At 47.3% G+C, this 19367-nt stretch carries 26 protein-coding genes; 23 read left to right on the plus strand and 3 right to left on the minus strand.

The window, feature by feature from the left end:
• The first annotated feature begins 80 nt into the window (after positions 1 to 80).
• Positions 81 to 302: a hypothetical protein gene (locus U5R06_01495; GenBank protein ID MDZ7721513.1), complete on the plus strand. Its 222-nt coding sequence runs from the start codon at positions 81 to 83 to the stop codon at positions 300 to 302.
• A 111-nt stretch (positions 303 to 413) separates the two neighbouring features.
• On the opposite strand, the gene U5R06_01500 is transcribed toward U5R06_01495, so the two are convergent.
• Entirely contained in the window at positions 414 to 2177 is a 1764-nt protein-coding gene (locus tag U5R06_01500; GenBank protein MDZ7721514.1) for an FAD-dependent oxidoreductase, read from the minus strand.
• Positions 2178 to 2465: 288 nt separating this feature from the next.
• Here U5R06_01500 and U5R06_01505 point away from each other — a divergent pair, with 288 nt between their 5' ends.
• The 5 genes from U5R06_01505 (at position 2466) to U5R06_01525 (ending at position 7306) form a co-directional block, all read left to right on the plus strand.
• A complete protein-coding gene (locus U5R06_01505; GenBank protein ID MDZ7721515.1) occupies positions 2466 to 3158 on the plus strand; it encodes a hypothetical protein in 693 nt (230 codons plus the stop codon).
• 76 nt (positions 3159 to 3234) lie between these two features.
• A complete protein-coding gene (locus U5R06_01510; protein MDZ7721516.1) occupies positions 3235 to 3939 on the plus strand; it encodes a prolyl oligopeptidase family serine peptidase in 705 nt (234 codons plus the stop codon).
• A 35-nt stretch (positions 3940 to 3974) separates the two neighbouring features.
• Positions 3975 to 5195, plus strand: a complete 1221-nt coding sequence (locus U5R06_01515) for a prolyl oligopeptidase family serine peptidase (GenBank protein ID MDZ7721517.1) — start codon at positions 3975 to 3977, stop codon at positions 5193 to 5195.
• Between the two features lie 108 nt (positions 5196 to 5303).
• Complete coding sequence (locus tag U5R06_01520) at positions 5304 to 6866, plus strand: glycosyl hydrolase family 2 (protein MDZ7721518.1); 1563 nt, start codon at positions 5304 to 5306, stop codon at positions 6864 to 6866.
• Positions 6839 to 7306 carry a hypothetical protein gene (locus U5R06_01525; GenBank protein ID MDZ7721519.1) on the plus strand — a complete coding sequence of 156 codons (468 nt, stop codon included), beginning with the start codon at positions 6839 to 6841 and terminating at the stop codon, positions 7304 to 7306. Before U5R06_01520 ends, U5R06_01525 begins: the two co-directional genes overlap by 28 nt.
• A 121-nt stretch (positions 7307 to 7427) precedes the next feature.
• Here U5R06_01525 and U5R06_01530 read toward each other — a convergent pair whose 3' ends face one another.
• Positions 7428 to 7697 carry a hypothetical protein gene (locus U5R06_01530; GenBank protein ID MDZ7721520.1) on the minus strand — a complete coding sequence of 90 codons (270 nt, stop codon included), beginning with the start codon at positions 7695 to 7697 and terminating at the stop codon, positions 7428 to 7430.
• A 501-nt stretch (positions 7698 to 8198) separates the two neighbouring features.
• Here U5R06_01530 and U5R06_01535 point away from each other — a divergent pair.
• Positions 8199 to 8573, plus strand: a complete 375-nt coding sequence (locus U5R06_01535; GenBank protein MDZ7721521.1) for a hypothetical protein — start codon at positions 8199 to 8201, stop codon at positions 8571 to 8573.
• 853 nt (positions 8574 to 9426) lie between these two features.
• On the plus strand, positions 9427 to 10014 hold the full coding sequence (locus U5R06_01540) for a T9SS type A sorting domain-containing protein (protein ID MDZ7721522.1): 588 nt from the start codon (positions 9427 to 9429) through the stop codon (positions 10012 to 10014).
• Positions 10015 to 10280: 266 nt separating this feature from the next.
• Here the strand turns inward: U5R06_01540 and U5R06_01545 are convergent, their stop codons facing one another.
• Positions 10281 to 11438: an AAA family ATPase gene (locus U5R06_01545; protein MDZ7721523.1), complete on the minus strand. Its 1158-nt coding sequence runs from the start codon at positions 11436 to 11438 to the stop codon at positions 10281 to 10283.
• Positions 11439 to 11763: 325 nt separating this feature from the next.
• On the opposite strand from U5R06_01545, the gene U5R06_01550 reads away from it, so the two are divergent.
• The 15 genes from U5R06_01550 (at position 11764) to U5R06_01620 (ending at position 19348) form a co-directional block, all read left to right on the plus strand.
• Positions 11764 to 12150: a hypothetical protein gene (locus U5R06_01550; GenBank protein MDZ7721524.1), complete on the plus strand. Its 387-nt coding sequence runs from the start codon at positions 11764 to 11766 to the stop codon at positions 12148 to 12150.
• Between the two features lie 124 nt (positions 12151 to 12274).
• The gene (locus U5R06_01555) at positions 12275 to 12409 is read left to right on the plus strand and encodes a hypothetical protein (protein ID MDZ7721525.1); all 135 of its coding nucleotides are present in this window, start codon (positions 12275 to 12277) and stop codon (positions 12407 to 12409) included.
• 170 nt (positions 12410 to 12579) lie between these two features.
• Positions 12580 to 12888 (plus strand): hypothetical protein, encoded by a 309-nt coding sequence (locus U5R06_01560; GenBank protein MDZ7721526.1) that lies wholly within the window; start codon positions 12580 to 12582, stop codon positions 12886 to 12888.
• A gap of 86 nt (positions 12889 to 12974) precedes the next feature.
• On the plus strand, positions 12975 to 13622 hold the full coding sequence (locus tag U5R06_01565; GenBank protein MDZ7721527.1) for a response regulator transcription factor: 648 nt from the start codon (positions 12975 to 12977) through the stop codon (positions 13620 to 13622).
• 702 nt (positions 13623 to 14324) lie between these two features.
• On the plus strand, positions 14325 to 15029 hold the full coding sequence (locus U5R06_01570; protein MDZ7721528.1) for a hypothetical protein: 705 nt from the start codon (positions 14325 to 14327) through the stop codon (positions 15027 to 15029).
• A 75-nt stretch (positions 15030 to 15104) separates the two neighbouring features.
• Complete coding sequence (locus U5R06_01575; protein MDZ7721529.1) at positions 15105 to 15356, plus strand: hypothetical protein; 252 nt, start codon at positions 15105 to 15107, stop codon at positions 15354 to 15356.
• Between the two features lie 206 nt (positions 15357 to 15562).
• Entirely contained in the window at positions 15563 to 15811 is a 249-nt protein-coding gene (locus tag U5R06_01580) for a hypothetical protein (protein ID MDZ7721530.1), read from the plus strand.
• A complete protein-coding gene (locus U5R06_01585; protein MDZ7721531.1) occupies positions 15808 to 16260 on the plus strand; it encodes a hypothetical protein in 453 nt (150 codons plus the stop codon). The genes U5R06_01580 and U5R06_01585 overlap by 4 nt, the downstream gene beginning before the upstream one ends.
• A 1-nt stretch (position 16261) precedes the next feature.
• Positions 16262 to 16732, plus strand: coding sequence for a hypothetical protein (locus U5R06_01590; protein ID MDZ7721532.1), 471 nt, complete (start codon positions 16262 to 16264; stop codon positions 16730 to 16732).
• Entirely contained in the window at positions 16733 to 17023 is a 291-nt protein-coding gene (locus U5R06_01595; GenBank protein ID MDZ7721533.1) for a hypothetical protein, read from the plus strand.
• A gap of 161 nt (positions 17024 to 17184) precedes the next feature.
• Positions 17185 to 17451: a hypothetical protein gene (locus U5R06_01600; GenBank protein ID MDZ7721534.1), complete on the plus strand. Its 267-nt coding sequence runs from the start codon at positions 17185 to 17187 to the stop codon at positions 17449 to 17451.
• Between the two features lie 418 nt (positions 17452 to 17869).
• Positions 17870 to 18376, plus strand: a complete 507-nt coding sequence (locus U5R06_01605; protein ID MDZ7721535.1) for an OmpA family protein — start codon at positions 17870 to 17872, stop codon at positions 18374 to 18376.
• Positions 18376 to 18567, plus strand: a complete 192-nt coding sequence (locus U5R06_01610; GenBank protein MDZ7721536.1) for a Thivi_2564 family membrane protein — start codon at positions 18376 to 18378, stop codon at positions 18565 to 18567. Before U5R06_01605 ends, U5R06_01610 begins: the two co-directional genes overlap by 1 nt.
• A gap of 110 nt (positions 18568 to 18677) precedes the next feature.
• Positions 18678 to 18881, plus strand: coding sequence for a LapA family protein (locus tag U5R06_01615; protein ID MDZ7721537.1), 204 nt, complete (start codon positions 18678 to 18680; stop codon positions 18879 to 18881).
• Positions 18878 to 19348: a hypothetical protein gene (locus tag U5R06_01620; protein ID MDZ7721538.1), complete on the plus strand. Its 471-nt coding sequence runs from the start codon at positions 18878 to 18880 to the stop codon at positions 19346 to 19348. Before U5R06_01615 ends, U5R06_01620 begins: the two co-directional genes overlap by 4 nt.
• Positions 19349 to 19367: the final 19 nt, after the last annotated feature.

The following is a 19367-nucleotide window of genomic DNA, read 5'->3' on the forward strand; positions in this document are numbered from 1 at the left end:
CTCATGTTGTGGATGAAAAAGGTGATGTGATGTTGTTATAACAGGAAACAGGAACTTTTCATAAACTGACAGGAGGATTCATGCACGTTATTAATTTTATCATTGCGGTTGTCGCACTTGTTTTTGCCATTTTAGCTTATCGGCGATCAGGCGGGGACTATGCGGATTTGAAGGAACAGGTTGGAAATCTGCGTACCAGAACGGCAGAGGCCCTTGAGAAAGCGGAAAAGGCGATTCGTCCGTCTCATGAAGAGGAGGAGCCCCCGTCCAAACCTTCAAAAAAACAGACGCCTAATACCTGATTTGAATCGAACAGGAGTATTGTTCTCAATACTCCTGATTTTCTATTAAATCCCGCCGCAACAATAGACTTTTTGCAATAAATCGAATCATAACCCCCTTCACTTTGATGCCTACTTTTGCGGGTTGATAAGATCCAACAATTCCTGCAGATGCTGTTCATATATTTGCCGCGGTACGGTTTTATGTTTTACGCACAGAGAGGCCGCGTATCCCACCGCTGCTCCCATCTGACCGGTTGTGTTCATGACTCGCGGACCGCCTAAACCGATATGTGAGCCGCTGAAACAGCGTCCGGCCATAAAAAGATTCTCAATGTTTTTTGAATACAGACACCGGTACGGCACGTAATAGAATTCCACCGGATAGAATAACGCAGTGGATAAAAAATCGGGGCGAGTCGGGTCCAGAAGAATGTTTTGGTAGTGTACATCTATGTCGCGTTTTTCTCTGACCACAGCGTCGGGAAATGTGCGGCTTTTGCGCATATCATTGAATGTGTAAATGTAATCGCCTTTGAGACGTCGCGATTCGCGTTTCCCCAGCAGATAGGATATCCATTCCAGTTCTCGATTGGCGTTCTCCGGGAGTTGTTTGGCGTTGTAAAAGGACCCGTAGATAGCCCGGAACATATGATCGCGTATTTTTTCTGCGTCTCTGATCTGATGCAGATCGTCACGGGAAAATTCCCAGTACCACTCTCCGTTCACCGCCGCATGATCTCCGGCAACAGGCATAGCCCAGGGCACGGACAAAAATTTTGAGGCTGTTTCGTTTTCTATTGAACGCCACAATAGGGATGATCCCATGACCCTGTTGTCCGATTCGGCGGGACTCCATAGCTCGTCGTGTTGCGGCCAGCGCTCGTGAAAGCGGGACGAATCTTCGCGGCCGTACATGTATTCTGCGCCGGACCAATAACCGATCCAGCCGTCTCCGGTACAGTCCGCAAACAGCGGGGCTTTGAAACGACGCCGCTTCCCGGAATGTGTGTGCCGGGCATCCGTGTGAATAATGCGGCTGTCATCGCTTTTTGTCGTAAAGGCACGCCAATTTAGAAACAGGGCAATATTCGGGAATGAGCGCATATACTGCATGCGTTTCTCATCGGCTTGTTGTGCTTGCGGTGAACCATTCGGGTAGTGGCTGGTGTTGAGATGTTTAAGAATATCATCATAGCGCCAGGTCAGGCCGAGTGTATGCACCCGGATTTCACTGCTCGCATTGCCGCCGAGTACAGGTCTGTCGTGGATCAGCGCTACTTGCAAACCCTGTTGGGCTGCTGCAACCGCCGCAGCGCAGCCGGCAATGCCGCCGCCGGTCACAACCAGATCAAACGTTTCGGTTTCAATCTGATTCGAGGATTCTCCGAGTCGGGCTGCCCGCCAGTATCTCAGAGAGTCTCCCGAATCGGGCGGGGCTTTTTTATTCCGGCTCAGATAAAGTGCGTCACAGCGGCCTTCAAATCCGGTTAAATCTCTCAATTCGATCAGGTGTTGAGATTGATTCAATCGGGCAGTGCCAACGTACTGCCATCCCCAGGTTTCGCGCGTGCCCAGGTCCATATCCAGTTCGCGCCCGTCCACAATCACCCGGAAGCGTCCGGGTGCGTCCCAGGAGCCCGGGACCCAGTTCAGGGTTCGGGCCCAGATATGATAAACACCGGCCTTGGCAACCTTGAATTGCATCGCAGCGTTTTCAACCGGACGTCCCAGGCCGTGAGCCAGCAGATACGGCGATCCCATCTGCTCAACAAACTGCGGATCGACTACCCAGCCTCCGGGATCAAAACGTTCCGTTTCCAGTAACAGCGAGGCAGCGAATCCTTGAGCGGTCAATACCCCTGAGAACATCAATATGAGGAACAGGCGTTTCATGGGTTTACCTTTTGTTGTATGAACATATTTATTTGAAACTGATTGCCGGACAGTGCGTCTCTATTGCAGGCGTATGGCATTCTATAAGGATACACCGGCAAACTATAAATAAATCGCCTAAAACGCAAATATTATCTTTTTCACCGAAACTTGAATAAATATGAGAATATGGGGTATATTAAAGAGATACAGGAAGAGATTTAAACGTTTTTTTGTTCGAATAATATTATGGCATTTGGGGGTAAAATATCCCTGTACATTATAACATTTAACCAAAGGAGGAAGCACATGCATTCATTCTTGAAGCAATCGGGGTTTTTTCTTGTATTGACCCTGTTATTGGTATCCAATGTTTTGTTGGCCGGCGAACTGGAGTATCTCGATAACCTGCCACCGCTGATCGAACGGGATCTGTTTTTTGGGGATCCACAGATCGCCGGCGCTCAGATATCCCCGGACGGAGAGTATGTTTCATTCCTAAAGCCTTACAAAGAGGTTAGAAATATTTATGTAAAAAAACGTGGAGAAGCGTTTGAAAAAGCCCTGCCGGTCACAGCAGATGATCGTCCTGTATCCGGATACTTTTGGAGCCAGGACAGCCGGTATATCCTGTATGTACAGGACAAAGGCGGCAATGAAAATTACCATGTCTACGCGGTTGATCCGAGGGCTGAACCTGAACCTGAAACCGGTGTTCCGTCCGCCAAAGATCTGACTCCAATGGAAGATGTCCGCGCTTATATTTATTCAGTTCCTGAAAATACGCCGGATAAAATCATTGTTGGATTGAATGACCGGGATCCTTCTTATCATGATGTTTACCGGGTGAGCATTTCTACCGGTGAGAAAGAACAGGAATTTGAAAATACACAACAGATTGCCGGTTTTACGTTCGATCTGAACGGGGAGCTTCAGACTGGCTTCCCGGCAGACCGAGGATGGGGGGACGGAAATCCTAAAGTTCGACGGCGATGCCTTTGAACGCATTTACAAAGTCGGTTTTGAAGAAACTTGCTATAGCGTACGCTTTCACAAGGATGGTGAGCGCGCATATTTTGTGACCAATAAAGGCGATAATGTCGATCTGACCCGACTTTGCCTGCTGGACCCGCAAACCGGCGAGACTGAACTGGTAGAGTACGATCCCGAACGCAAAGTGGATTTCGGCAGCGCCTTGTTTGATAATCGCACAGAGGAACTGATTGCGACCATGTATACGGGTGACCGAAAACGCATTTATCCCAAAACCAAAGAGTTTGAAAAGGATATAGAGTTTTTAAAATCAAATCTGCCCGATGGAGAACTGTCCGTGCGCGCCGCCAGTGAAGATATGCGTTATGTGCTGGTGGGGTTGTCCAGTGATGTGAATCCGGGCTCGGTGTATTTGTATGACCGGGACAAAAAAGACCTTGAATTGCTTTATCATTCACGTCCTGAACTCAAAAGTGATCATTTGGCTCACATGAAAGCTTTGCGTTATAAAGCCCGGGACGGTATGGAAATCCCTGCCTATCTGACCCTGCCGCGCGGTGTTGAGCCCGAGAAACTGGCGACTGTCATGCTGATTCATGGCGGCCCCTGGGGGCGTGACAGCTGGGGATTCGATGCCTATGCCCAGTTTCTGGCCAATCGTGGTTATGCAGTCATGCAGCCGAATTTTCGCGGTTCCGCCGGTTATGGAAAAGAATTTCTGAATGCCGGTAATAAAGAATGGGGCACCGGTTCGATGCAGCATGATATCTCGGATGCGGTCAAGATCTGATAGACAAAGGGTATGCGCATCCGGATCAAATAGCCATTTTCGGCGGATCCTACGGCGGCTATGCCACCCTGGCCGGTCTGACTTTTACTCCTGAATTATACAACGCGGGAATTTCCTATGTGGGCCCGTCTAATCTTTTGACCCTGCTAAATTCCTTGCCTCCCTACTGGGAACCCATCAAAAAGATGTTTTACAAACGCGTCGGGGATCCCAATACTTCGCAAGGCAGAAAACAGCTCAAACAGCAGTCACCGCTGTTTCATGCGGAAAATATCGATGATCCGGTGCTGGTCATTCAAGGCGCCAATGATCCGCGCGTGAAAAAACAGGAATCGGACCAGATTGTGGTGGCCGGACGCGAAAAAGGCCTGGATATGAGCTATCTTGTCGCGCCCAATGAGGGACACGGATTCCGACAGCAGGATAATCGTCTGGTGGTTGCGGTGGCAATCGAAAAATTCCTCGCTGAACAGTTGGGCGGACGCTATCAAAAGGCGGTTGACCCCGAGATTGAAGAACGCTGGAATGAACTCAAGGTGGATATTGACAGCGTGGCCATGCCGGATACCTCGTTTGTCTCCCAGGGTGCGGGGTTCCCGCATGTGAACGGCAGCATTCTGACATCCTTTACCGCAAGCTATGAACAGCTGCTGGAAACCCAGGGCCGGGAAATCAATATGGATGTCACGCGCAATGTTCTCGAGTCGAAATACAAGGGTAATGACGTCTGGCTGGTGATCAATAAAGCACAGTCCCCGCAGGGAACATCGGTCGATTCGTTTTATCTGGCTGCAACCGATCTGGCGCCGCTCAAACATATTGTCAATCAGCCCCGGGTCCGTATTGAAACGCAATATAATGAAAACAGTGTGACGGGATCCATGCAGATGGGCGGACGCGAACGCGAGATCAATGTGGATGTGTCCGAGAAGCTATTGGGCAGCATTGATGTTACAGCCATGGGCATGTCACTTGCAACCGATTACCAGGCGCAATTTTCCATGTTTAATCTGCTGCGTCAGCAGGCTGAAAAACGAATTTTAAGCATTAACGGTACGCAAACCGTAACTGTGCCGGCTGGTGAGTTTGAATGCCTGGTGGTTGAAATCGATAAAGAGGACGGCACTGAAAAACAGACACTGTATGTAACAAAAAAGGAACCGCATCTTTTGATCAAATCCACCAGTCAGCTGCCTGCCATGATGGGCGGCGGCACAGCCACGACAAAGCTTGTGGAAACTGATCTGGAGTTATAAGTAAGGTGAAACACCGGCTTTTGCATAAAAAGCCGGTGTTGTTTCTTTAATGAATTTTCAGTACACTGTCCCCATTAACTTTTATCATTATTCATCAAGGTGGTTGCTATGAAATGCCTGTTATTAATCATGTTTTTCACTGTTGTATCTGCACAAGCTTTGGATTTATCTCCCTTGTTTTCCGACCATATGGTGCTGCAGCAGCAGACTGCTGTGCCGGTCTGGGGGACAGCGGAACCCGGAACGGCTGTGGTCGTAAAGTCAGAGTGGGGTGAAACAGCGGAAACCCGGGCGGATCAGGATGGTCACTGGTTTGTTGAGCTTGAGACGGTTCAAGCCGACGGCCCGTTTACCTTGACGATCAGTGCGTTCAACGATACGATCCGGATTCAGGATGTGATGCTCGGCGAAGTCTGGCTCTGCTCGGGACAGTCCAATATGGAAATGCCGCTTGCCGGCTGGCCGCCTGCGGATACGGTGCGCCATTCAGCCCGGGAAATCCGTTCAGCGGATTATCCGCGCATTCGTATGTTTATGGCTGCCCGCTCAGTAGCCATGCAGCCGAAAAACGAGATATCCGGCAGCTGGAAACCCTGTACGCCGGAGACCGCTTTTGCGTTCAGCGCAACCGCTTATTTTTTCGCCCTGAATCTGTATCAGCAACTCGATGTTCCGATCGGACTGCTGCATTCAAGCTGGGGCGGTACCCCCGTGCAGGCCTGGATGGATGCCGAAGCCTTGAGAGAAACCGGTGAATTTCTCAAGGTTCTGGATGCTCTGCAGGAAGGGGATGAAAAAATCAAAGCCTATAACAGATGGCTGGAAGAGAAAGAAACAATCAAAGTGCCCAACCGTGATTTGGATAAATTCTGGGCCCAGCTTGATTTTGGCCAGACGGTTGTCGCCGATCCTGAATTTGATGATTCGCAGTGTAATACTATGGAACTGCCGCAAACGTGGGAAGATACAGAGATCGGAGCCTTTGACGGTGTCGTCTGGTTCCGTCGCAGTATCGATATCCCCAAAGCATGGAAAGACAGAGAACTGACTCTGCAGCTCGGTCCGGTTGATGATATGGATGCCACATTTTTTAACGGTACAGAGATCGGCAGACTTCAACAGAACGGCGCCTGGCAGGTGAACCGGACTTATCACGTGTCCGCAGAACAGGTCAAGACGGGCTCGAATGTGATCGCGGTGCGTGTGATTGATACGGGCGGCGGAGGCGGCATTTACGGTGAGCCCAAACAGATGAAATTGTTTCCAAAGGACCAGCCGGAAATTGCTTTGCCGCTTTCAGGTGACTGGGCTTTCCTGCCGACGGCAGAATTTCGCGGTAACACCTTTTATCTGTTTGATGTCAATCCACCTGACTTTTACAGCAAACCGGATTTGCCGTTTGTGGTGGGTCCGCATACGCCGTCTATGCTGTACAACGGCATGATTGCACCCCTGACGCCCTATCGCATCAAGGGCGCCATCTGGTATCAGGGTGAATCCAATACCGGTAATCCGGATCAATATGCTCAACTCTTTCCGCAGATGATCCGCACTGGCGGCAGAACTGGGGAATCGGGGATTTTCCGTTCTATTTTGTACAGATCGCCCCGTATGATTACGGGGCTCAGACTGAATCACAGCGCTTGCGTGAAGCGCAAATGCAGGCGCTGAAACTGCCCCATACGGGCATGGCGGTGACTCTGGATATCGGCAATCCGCAAAATATTCATCCGGCCAATAAACAGGATGTCGGTGCACGTCTGGCGCGCTGGGCGCTGAACCGGGATTATAACCGGGATGTGTATGTGTCCGGCCCGCTTTATCAGAATATGACGCTTCGGGATGATAAAATCGTTTGTTCGTTTGATTATGTGGATGGCGGCTTGAAACTGACCGCGGACCCGCAGACTCATTTCGAAATTGCCGGAGCAGACAGTGTGTTTCGACCTGCCGAGGTTGAGATCAACGGCAATTTCCTGGTTGTTTCGCATCCGGACATTGACACGCCGCTGGCGGCGCGTTATGCCTGGGATAACACCAGCGATGCCATTCTGTTTAATGAAAAAGGTCTGCCCGCGTCATCGTTCCGCACGGATGACTGGCCCCGATAAGGGCAATCTGAATATCTGAATATAATGTCAAGACCGCTTTGCGAGTTGCTCCAATGTCCGTATCCCGGTATCTTTGTTTCTTCTGATCGGGATACGGACATTTTCATATTTGCAGCGTTTATTATCCCCGCTTGTAATACAGCAAACTGAATCCCGAGAACAAGATCAGAGAACTGAATATATAAATCGGCAGCCAGTGAATGCTTAACGGTCCGTCGAGATTTTGGAGCTGCAGGATAAATATGAACAGCATCAACGGCAGAGTCAGCAACCAACTGTTAAATCTGGCGCGTTTCAAATCCGCCGTCTGCTTTTCGTCGATCATGACTTTTTCGGCGCCGAATGATAATAACGAAACAATCCCGAGGATCAGTACCACGATTCTGAACACTGATGCCTGTTTGTACAGGCGAAAATGCCAAAATATAAAAAATAATGCATAAATGTGCACAGCAGCAAGGATGACGTAACCGATCAATGGAAGGATATCAGAGTATGAAAATAATTAACAAATGTCAAGTAAAATAAACATTATATTGAAACGCATTTCATTTTTTGTCATACAGCACTCCTGCTGTGCGACAAATGGGAGGTGCAGCAACCTGGTTAAAGACCGCTGTTGTCCCGGATCGCGTCGGAGTTCCACACCGGCACGCAGGATAAACAGAGGTTCCACCTCCAAACAAACACCCCGGCAGCGCAGACAGCAGTTCGAACCGCTTGTGTGAACGTTACGAGTCGGACCTGTGCCTCGTGTCGCCAGTCCACTAATGAACCGCAGGCCGGACACTCGGTTTTAAAGTTTATTCGACTTTCAGGCTTTACTTTTTCCTTGCATTTACCTGAAATATCATTAAATTATTTTTTGTTTACCATAAACAAGGAGGGTAATATGCCTATATTAACTGTAGAAAAACCATTGCGTGAAAAATTGGGCGAAGACGCATCGGAAAGTTTGCTTCGTCTTGTGAATCAAAGTGTTGAACAGCGGAAACACGAGATGTTGGAGTTTGTGGAAGAAAAATTTGAGCGACGGTTGACAGAAGAAATATCCAAGGTCAACGAACGTATCACCACAGAAAGTTCCAAAGTCAATGAGCGCATGACAGAAGAGATTGGCAAAGTTAATGAGCGCATGACGGAAGAGATTGCCGGTGTTAAAAATCAAATATCTGACACCCGCGCCGACCTCATCAAATGGATGTTTACTTTCTGGATCGGTCAAATCGGGGCGATTATGGGGTTGTTGTTTGCGTTTTTCAAATAAACTCGTTTGAAAATGGCCAACAACGTTTAACATGTTATAAAATAAGGTAATAAGGTAATGCCTTTGTTATCTTGCGGCACCTAAGCTTGCAAAGATAAAAATAAGGTAAAATACCCGGACAGGGGATAAAAAATGCAAAGCTACAAACTGTCGTTATCGGATCAACATCTGCCGCTGTGTGCTGAAATCGTATTATTGAAAACTTTATTTTACGGGGTCAACCTTAGTAGCCAGAGACCGCGCCCATCACAACCTTATTTACAATTCAGATACAATGCACGGATATTCGGGGCGGTGTGCGGATACGGCACAGAATTGCCACCAGGCCCAACCGCCCACAAATGAATCAGCCGGCAGGCGGAGACCGTCCGTGGGCTCACCCTATGTTTGTATCGCATTTTGGAATTGTACGACGAGGGTGGCATATGGAGTTTAGCATCCGCGATGCTGCCGCGCAGCCCGCTATGTTCTTTGTCGTACAGCTTGGCTGCTGTGCGACAAATGGGAGGGGCAACCCTTTCGGCTGATTGACGCCGGAGCGGTGTGCGGATACGGCACAGGATTGCCATTCGGGCCAACCGCCCACGAATGAATCAGCCGGCAGGCGGAGACCGTCCGTGAGCTCAAAGACGAAAGAGGGCTCAAGCCCCCTATGTTTGTATCGCATTTTGGAATTGTACGACGAGGACCGGTATATGCGATTTCTGCCTTGACGCGAGTCCGTGAAAGCTTTCGGATATTTCACTCCAATAACAGCCTTTTTCTTGCCTTTCCCCACAATTTGTTTAAATTATAAGCAAGGGGATATCCAGACCCCGCTGACAACCAAACACACGACAATCACAGGTGTTTCATGACAGATAACAATCAGTCCTTCAAGCTCCGGACGCTTTTCACACTCATCACCGCGGCCGTGCTGACCGGCACGACTGCTGCCCAGACCCTCGACGGCACCGTCCTGAACGAATTGAACCGAGACCCCGTCCCGGCCGCTACTGTGATTTACCAGGACGGCGAAACCAGCCAGACCACACCGGTGAACGCGGACGGCTCTTTCCGGTTTGATCTCACCCATGTTCAGGACATTGAAAACCCGACGATCCCCTTCAATGTTTCTCGCGTGTACCCGAATCCCTCAGCCGGAGCGTTTCGATTTGAATTCAACCGCTCCGAGCCGGTGCAGATGACGGTCTACGATATTCTCGGCAGAACCGTGATCAGCGATCAGACGCGATCCCGGTCTTTTTCCCTGAATCTGTCCAACCAGCCCAGCGGCGTCTATTTTGTCCGCTTTCAACAGCATCACCGCTCGATTGTCAAACGCATTTCCAAAAGCGGACATGCGCTCAACGGCCATGTCATGGCGCCGGTTCCGGGCCGTGCCGGCAAAGGCCTGGCAAAACCCTGCCGGAGCGGCCCCCGGATCATACACAACCGCTGATCATTATTTTTCTGATACAACCGATGTGAATCCCGGTGATCATGTCAAGATTCTTTTGCAGCCGCATCCTGATGTTTTTTCTGGTGCCTTGTCTTTTGATGCAGATTCTACAAAGGTCAATCTTGATGCTTTGATATACTTATCGGTTGGATTAAGGATTCATTTCCACTTGACTCTGTATTATATTTAGGTAAGAATGTTCTTCCATAAAGCAAACTCCAAAACCCCGCGGTCATAAAGACCGCGGGGTTTTATCATTTGCAACATCAAAACGCCTCGTCAATCGATTTTCCCGGAGACAGTTTTCGCAAAAACGCAGCAACCGGCAAACAATGCACGTCACTGATCAACAATTTCTCATCGCCCCGATACAATAAAATGCATTGTGCCCGGGGATAATCCGTGCGAAAGGCTTTTAACCCTTTTAAATCCTGGTGACGCACCTGTTTGGCATTTTTGACCTCAATAGCCGTTATGCCGCTTTCTCCATAAAGAATAAAATCAACCTCAACACCGCGTTGGGTTCGCCAATAAAACAGATCATTTTTTTCAGCGCCATAGGCAAGAAACGCTTTTAAATGCTGCGCCACGAGCCCTTCCAGCGCCGCCCCGGATATTTCCTCCGGTCTATCCAACGGCCCCCTGGGACGCAGCGTACGGAAGACACCGCAATCGTACAAAAATAATTTGGGATGCGAAACAACCGCCCGTTTGGCTTTTTTGGTGAACACCGGAATTCGATAGGCCAATAAAATATCCTGCAGAATATGAATATAGCCCTCGACGACTTTGCGCTCGATTTGCGCCTCGCGGGCAACATTGCTGATATTGAGCTGCGCACCGTGAGAAAAGCTGATCGATTCGAGAAAACGGTGAAAGGCGCCGATATTCCTGACAAGCCCTTCCTGCTGCACCTCTTCCTGCACATAAAGCGAAACATACGCATCCAACGTCGCACGCGGATCAGCGTTTTTGGCCACAACCGGCACCAATCCGCGATCGAGCGCCTCATCAAAAGACGAATCCACATCTTCGGAAAGCATAAAAGGATGCATGGTGTAATAATGCAGGCGTCCCGCTAACAAATTTACGCCGCTTCGTTTGAGCTTGCGGGCGCTGGAGCCGGTCAGGATAAATTGTTTGTCGTTGTGCTGTTCCACCAGCGCATGCACAACGCCCAGTAAATCCGGGATTTTCTGAATCTCATCGATGATGATGATATCTTTATCCGGATTGCCTTCGACCCGTTCTTTGAGACGTTCGGGAAACGCCGACAACGTCCGATACACATCAGCCATCAACAAGTCAATCCACAGCGCATTTTGATAATGATGCTTTAAAAACGTGGACTTGCCGGTTCCGCGCGGGCCGAACAGAAAATAGGATTGTTCGGACGGGGAAAAATGCCTGGTAATATATTTCATGCCGTCACCTGTTATTTTTCTACAATATACATAAAATATCTAAAAATGGAAACAATAATTCCATTTCTGCTTCAAAAATGGAAATTATAATTCCAATATTGGACACCTGGATCGCATCGGCGTTGCAGCCCGCTATGCTCTTTGTCGTACAGCTCGCCTGCTGTGCGACAAATGGGAGCGGCAGGATCCAGCCTTTTTCCCGGTAATGTGCCGTTCTCACTCTTTTTCTATATATTCTACAACTGCAGGATGATGCTTTTTCTCTTGCATTTATGTGAAATATCCTTAACTTGATGTATGTTTTAAAATCAAAATGGAGGGTGAAATGCCTGCTTTGACTGTAGAAAAACCATTGCGTGAAAAATTGGGCGAAGACGCATCGGAAAGTTTGCTTCGTCTTGTGAATCAAAGTGTTGAACAGCGGAAACACGAGATGCTGGAGTTTGTGGAAGAAAAATTTGAACGGCGGTTGACAGAAGAAATATCCAAGGTCAACGAACGTATCACCACAGAAAGTTCCAAAGTCAATGAGCGCCTGACGGAAGAAATCGGCAAGGTTAATGAGCGCATGACAGAAGAGATTGGCAAAGTTAATGAGCGAATTACTGCGGAAAATAGCAAGACCCGCGCCGACCTCATCAAATGGATGTTTATTTTTTGGATCGGTCAGGTGGGGGCATTATTGGGGATTTTGTTTGCCTTTTTTAAATAAATCTTTCTGAAAAGTACCGGTAACGTTATTAAAAATAAGTTAATAAGGTAATGCCTTCGTTGTCTTGCGGCACCTAAGCTTGCAAAGACAAAAATAAGGTAAATACCCGGACAGGGGATAAAAAATGCAAAGCTACAAACTGTCGTTCCCGGATCAACGTCTGCCGCTGTGTGCTGAAATCGTATTATTGAAAGCCTTATTCCATCGTTCCGCCAGTCTGTCTCTGGCGGAATGCAGCCCGGAGACACTCGGTTTTTAAGATCATTCGACTTTCAGACTTTACTTTTTTCTTGCATTTACCTGAAATATCATTAAATTGATGTGTGTTTTGAATTAAAAGGAGGGTACAATGTCAAAAATTTCTGTAGTTGAAAAACCGTCAAGAGAAAAGCTGGGAGAAAAAGGCCAAGTCTCATTAACTCGATAAATGTGAATAAAGAAGAACAAGAGATGCTGACGTTTGTTGAGGAAAAGTTTGAGCATCGCTTGACTACAGAAATTGGCAAAGTCAATGAGCGCATGACCGAAGAAATTGGCAAGGTCAATATAACAATTGCCAATGTAGAAAAGCGTCCGGACTCAAAAATTAAGCACAGCCGTTCCGACCTCATCAAAGGGATGTTCATTTTCCGGATCGGTCAGGTGAATGGCGCACCCAAACTAAATTTTAGCACTCATATGAATATAATGAATTCTGGTGGCTGCTCTTATTGCAGCAACCAGACACCGCTGTCTTGATTATTGCATTTTAATTTTCTATTGTGTAAATTCAAAATAATTTGTTATTTTTGCAGAGCCGTTTCATCCAAAGGAACAATGATTTCATGGAAAAAACACAAATTCTATTAATCGAAGACAATAACCTGCTGCGCGAAGGGATCGCTGCCATGCTCACTGAGCATGATGATTTCGATGTCGTTGCGCGATCGGAAGATGGCGACGCGATAGAACAATTAAAGAATATGCGATTCCCCCCGAATGTTGTCCTGTTGGATTTGGGACTGGAAAAAGTAAACAGCCTGGAGCTGATGACTCTGCTTCAGGATAAATTACCCACGGCAAAGATTATCGCCATGGACATTATTCCCGATCATGTTGACATTGTTGAATTTGTCAAAGCCGGGGGATCCGGTTTCATTCTTAAAAACGCACCTTTTAGCGATTGGATCGAAACGATAAAGACCGTTATAAAGGGTGAAAATGTGCTTCCACCGATTTTGACCAATTCACTCTTTACACAAATTATCGATTTAGCCGTCAAGAGCGGCAAAGACATACCTGCCGACTCTGTCCGGTTTACGCCTCGAGAACGTGAAGTGGTGAATCTGATTGCGGAAGGCATGAGCAACAAAGAAATCGCTGCCACACTCCACATCGCCACCTATACCGTCAAAAGCCACGTACACAATATTCTGGAAAAACTCGCTCTTAACAATCGCCTGCAGATAGCGGCATTTGCCCTCAAGCAATAAATCTGATAATGATTTACTCCTGAAATTATTGTAACTATCCCGCCCGACATACACATTCAAGCGTGTTTGTAATAAACTTAAAACCCCTCCCTTGGTCTTGTAAACCAGAACACAGGCCCGGATCATTTTATGGCTTCCCTTCATAAGCTGTGCCGTTGCAATATTGTAGCTGCAGTATGTATTTAGCATATTGAGCGGGCTCTGAACATAATCTCGCAAAAGATATGTCTCTCCGGCATAACGAAATTCAAGTCAAATATTTCTTCACCCGTAATTGTCTCTTTATCATCCCAAAGAATTAGCTCCTTTTTCAACCTTTTGGGCGATTGGTTTTGTGGCTGAATATGATTAGCATGTAATTGGCGCCATACAAAGAAAAAATTGGCGTCGTAGTAAATAATCAATTTTTAACGAAATAAGAGATTATACCATGCAACCAAGCATTCATTATTATGTCCTGTCGTTGAGCAATCAAACGAGCAGGCTATTCGAGGGATTTCGAGATAAACTCATTGACATTCAAAACACGAATTTTCCACCCCGTAATTGTCTCTTTATCATCCCAAAGAATTAGCTCCTTTTTCAACCTTTTGGGCGATTGATTTTGTGGCTGAATATGATTAGCATGTAATTGGTGCCATACAAAGAAAAAATTGGCGTCGTAGTAAATAATCAATTTTTAACGAAATAAGAGATTATACCATGCAACCAAGCATTCATTATTATGTCCTGTTGTTGAGCAATCAAACGAGCAGGCTATTCGAGGGATTTCGAGATAAACTCATTGACATTCAAAACACGAATTTTCCACTTGGAATTTCAATTGATGCCGCTAACCCGGATTCCCAAAATACCCAACTGAGAGAATTTTTTAACCAGACGGACCAGCACTTTGCTCATTATTATCAACAAGATCCACTTCCATTGGTGATAGTCGGTGAAAAGAGCAACCTCGCCATTTTTATAGTCTTGACGACGCATTGGGATGCAGTTATCGGCACGATTAAAGGCAACTATAGCGCCACGTCTTTACATGATTTGGGCAAGATTGTATGGCCCATCGTAAAAGAGGCAATCTCGGGCGTAACTAAAAACGCGATGCATGATCTGGCAACCGCAGCCAAGGCAAAAAAAGTCGTATCCGGAATTGACGCCGTGGGCCAGTCTACGGAAAAAAAGATCGGCTCCACTTTGTACGTGGAAGAAGATTATCATGTAAAGGGCAGCATTCATCATAAAGCGGATCATTCGCTGATTATTTCAAATCACGTAAATATATGGGAAGTGATCGATGATGTGGTGGATTTTATCATCGAACAGGTATTAAAAATGGGCGGAACCGTAATTTTTATGAACAGTGGTGCGTTGGTGAATCTTGAGAGAATCGCTTTGGTTTTGCCCAACTGATGGGCAAACAGCAACTGTGTTATTAAATCCAGGAAAAAGCAATAAAAATGGAATAAAAAAAAGGAGAGGAGAAAAATGACTGACAACGAAATCCGGCTTTTTGAGAACCTTGCTCTAAAGCACATGGACAAATTGTACAGCCAAGCAATTAGATTGGCAGGAAGCACAGAAACAGCAGAAAGCCTGGTACAGCAAACCTACAAACTGTCCTATTGGCGTTTTGAACAATTTGATAAAACGGCTGATTTTGAGAAATGGCTAATCAGAAATTTAGCTTTTATCTGGGCACGCACTCGCTTTCAGGGGCCTCTGATTGCCGAGGGTTAAGGTGTACAAAATGTTCATGTCACTGTTACAAGGAAAAAGCAGCAAAGGCCAACATGAGAGTTATTAAATCATTGTAAAGTAAGCACGAAGGCAAGGAGCGTAAAGACGTTTTGAATTTGATCTATCCCTTTATAATGAGCCAAATCTTAAGCTTGACATCGATAATGTACACAATGCGGAAATCACTATTTTAAGAGGAAAACACAATGAAAGACAGCAGCACGAAGGACCAGGCAAAGGGTAAGTTTCATAAGGTAAAGGGAAAAATCAAGGAACTCGTCAAGAATCATATGCTCAAGTTATTTATTGTATTCATAAGCAAAGCTGGCTCAAAAAATTCTTTTGCAAAAACCGAAGAAAAAAATGGGAGTGGGCTGCGGCTCACCCCAAGTGTCATGCAGTGCAACTGTGAAAATTGGACACCCAACCAAAAGATGAAAGGAATTTTATCATGAAACATCTAATATTATTTTCAACGTTGATTCTATTGTTTTTCGGATTTAATCAAACCAATGCACAATTTGTCAATCCCGGTGTGGGCTATGGCATTGCCGCGGGCGGTGCCGCAGGAGATAATAGCAACGCTGACAAATGGGTCATTCAGGCTCGTGGCTATTTTCAATACAAGCTCATTTCTCCCATTTTTTTAGGTCAACTCAGCGTGGGATACACCGAACTCAACGCTCCTGGCGATTATAATACAAAAACCTTCATGGCCGATAACAGATTGCTTTTCATTCCATTTTCTTTGGAGGATTTAAATCCTTTCTTTTATGGTGGTTTTGGCGCGACCAAAGATATCGCCGTCAGCGGCTCGGATCTTTTTACCAATGGTCCCAATTGGAGTCGGTATCCAGAGCAGACTCGGCAGCCAAATGTTATTGGAGGTGAGTGGTGGATATAATTTGTCCTTAACGGATAAACTCGACGGACGCACGCGAACGGGTGCCGACCTCAACAGTCTTACCAATAAGAAGCATGATGGGTACTTTGGTTTTCTTCTCGGACTTGTGTTTGCCGGACCAGGCGCGGATGCCGATCCAGACAAGGATGGACTGACCAATAAGATTGAAAAAGAATTAGGCACTGATCCCAAAAAGGCCGACACCGATGGCGACGGCTTGAGCGATGGCGATGAAATAAATCGATGGAAAACCAATCCGCTCAGGCCGGATAGCGATAATGATGGTTTAAACGATGGCAATGAAGTGCACAAATACAAAACCGATCCTCTTAAGACAGACACGGATAGTGACGGCTTGAATGACGGCGCTGAAGTGAATCAGTACAAGACCGCCCCACTCAAGGCGGACAGCGATGGCGACGGCCTGAACGACGGTCCTGAATCGAAGCGCAGCACAAATCCGATCCACTGAATGGCGGCAGAGCGACGGCGACGGCTTGAGCGACGGCGACGAAGTGGTGAACAGGGCAAATCCGATCCGCTCAAGAGGGATAGCGATGCCGACGGGCTGAGCGATGGCGCTGAAGTGAATCAGTATAAAACCGATCCGGCGAAAGCAGACACGGATGGTGATGGTTTAGCGACGGCGACGAAAGTGAACAATATAAGACCGATCTCGGCGGAAAATCGATACCGATGGCGGTGGTGCAAACGATGGCGCCGAAGTGAAAAACAAAACGAACCCGCTGGATTCGAAGGATGACGTTGCAAAGCCAAAAACGACGATTATTCTCGAGAAAGGGAAAAAAGTAATTCTTCGAGGGGTCGATTTTGGATTACGAGCAAGGCCACTTCGACGCCGGACTCCTCAGGTATATTTTAGAGGAAGCCCATAAAGCTCTCGTTGCCAATCCCGATGTTCAGGTGGAAATTTCCGGCCATACGGATAGTGTGGGCAGCGATGAATACAATCGGGCGCTCTCATTGCGCCGGGCACAGGCGGCGAATACCGGCGGCGGAAAGAGGCATCGCCGGCGAATCGCCTGTAAAACCGTCGGTAAAAAGGTGAAACCGAACCCGTTGCCGGTAATGATACCGCGCAGATGGCCGGGCAGAGAATCGATCGCATTGAATTCTATGTTCAGCAATAGGCGGAATAACGCTGTAATGAATGCCGGGAGAGTTAACTGAAGAATGTCACACAAACCAGCATCCGGGTGATATCACCTCCGCTCAAACAATACGTAATTGGGCGGGGCGTAGAGAGTGAGGCCTTCGGCCCATGGATGAGGCCGTATCCGTTGGCCTTCCGCTCGAATTAACCCTGTCCACAGTTTTTGAAAAGAAGGTGTACTCACTGAAATCAAAACCAAACGTTGTCATCATCGGAGCGCTACTCTGTGTTGGATCGCTCTTACTGACGGCGTGTGGAGCTGAGTAGCGCGCTAACAGGCTGGCGCGAATCGGCGCGGGCGCCGGCGGCGTTGCCGGCGGCGTTATCGGACAAGCAACTCGGAAACACGGCCGTTGGCGCCACCGCACCGGGGCGGCGGTCGGCGGTAGCCGGAGCGCTCATCGGTTCGCCAGATGGACAAGGCAAGCCGAAGAGATGAGACAGGACATCGAGAACGCAAAAATCGAGCGAATTGGTGAGGGAATCAAGATCACGTTTGACTCCGGAATTCTCTTTGAATATGATTCTTCCGAGTTGCAGCCTGCGGCAAAGACGAACATTGAGAGTTTGGCAAAGGTGCTTAAGAAATATCCGGATACAAACATTCTCATTGAAGGCGATACCGATGATAAAGGCTCTGAAGAATACAACCAAAAGTTGTCCGAACGTCGTGCTCAAGCCGTTGCCGATTATCAAAGAAATCTGGGTATTGACGGCTCAAGGATTACCACGACAGGACTCGGCGAGTTGAATCCGATCGCTTCAAATGATACAGACTATGGTCGTGAACAAAATCGACGCGTGGAGCTGCCATTTTGGCGAAATAAATCGAAAAAAGCCGCAGAAGACGGCAAACGAACCAACTCGCGTTCGAGTGAATCCGTTAAACCAGTGCTGATGAAAGAAGATGCGATAGTATTAGTCATGAAAAGGAGGCAATAATGCCACTAATTAATGTTGTCATCGTTCTGATCGTAGTCGGTGTTCTTTTGTGGTTGATTAATCAGTACATACCAATGCATCGCAAGATCAAAACGATCTTGAATGTTGTCGTGATCATCGCGGTGGTTTTGTGGCTGTTGAGTGCTTTTGGGGTGATCGGCTCCATGTCCACTATCCGCATTGGCAGATGACAATCAATTGAATGGCACCGCACCGGCCAATTTAGTGTCAGGCAGCATGAACATTTGAAAGTTCAAACCGAAGGAAAAGATATGAAATTAATCAAGCTGGTGTTGCTTCTGTGCAGGATGGTCGCTTTCCGCTAGTTGTGTCTCAGAATCAAGCGCCCTGGCACGTTCGTTTTCTCTGGCTGACCGGAGATGTGCCGGGCATCATCCTGCTGTTTTTAACCGCAGCCACAGGGTTTATCGCAGGAATTACTGCGACGCTTCTGGTGAAGCGTCGCGCAAAACCACAACATAAAAATGAAAGTAATAACAAATGAAATACACAAAAACAAACCATTCTGTCTTGACGTGGATGTTAACCGCCATGCTCATAATAACAGTGACAGGCTGTACAGATTTATCTAAAGACAAAACGTCGACAAAACAAATCAAACAAGAAACGCAGGATTTAATCAAGGCGCTTGGGACTTATACCGCCGATCAGCGGGAAGAAGCGATTGAAAGAACCAAAACGGCCTTGGACGACCTGGATAAACGCATCGATACACTGGAAACACGTATTAACAATAACTGGGATCAAATGAACAAGGACGCTCGTGAAAACGCCCGTGCTAACCTGGAAGCGCTGCGCAAGCAACGAACAGAGGTGGGCGATTGGTACAGCAGATTGAAAACCAGTTCTGCCGATGCCTGGGAGCATACAAAGAAAGGGTTTTCAGATGCATACAAGAATCTCAGTGATGCATGGGAAAAGTCTGAAAAAGAATTCGGCGCCAACAAATAAAATACTGAAAAGAGAAAGC

The sequence above is a fragment of the candidate division KSB1 bacterium genome, from assembly GCA_034521575.1.
In the GTDB taxonomy this organism is placed as follows: domain Bacteria; phylum Zhuqueibacterota; class Zhuqueibacteria; order Residuimicrobiales; family Krinioviventaceae; genus JAXHMJ01.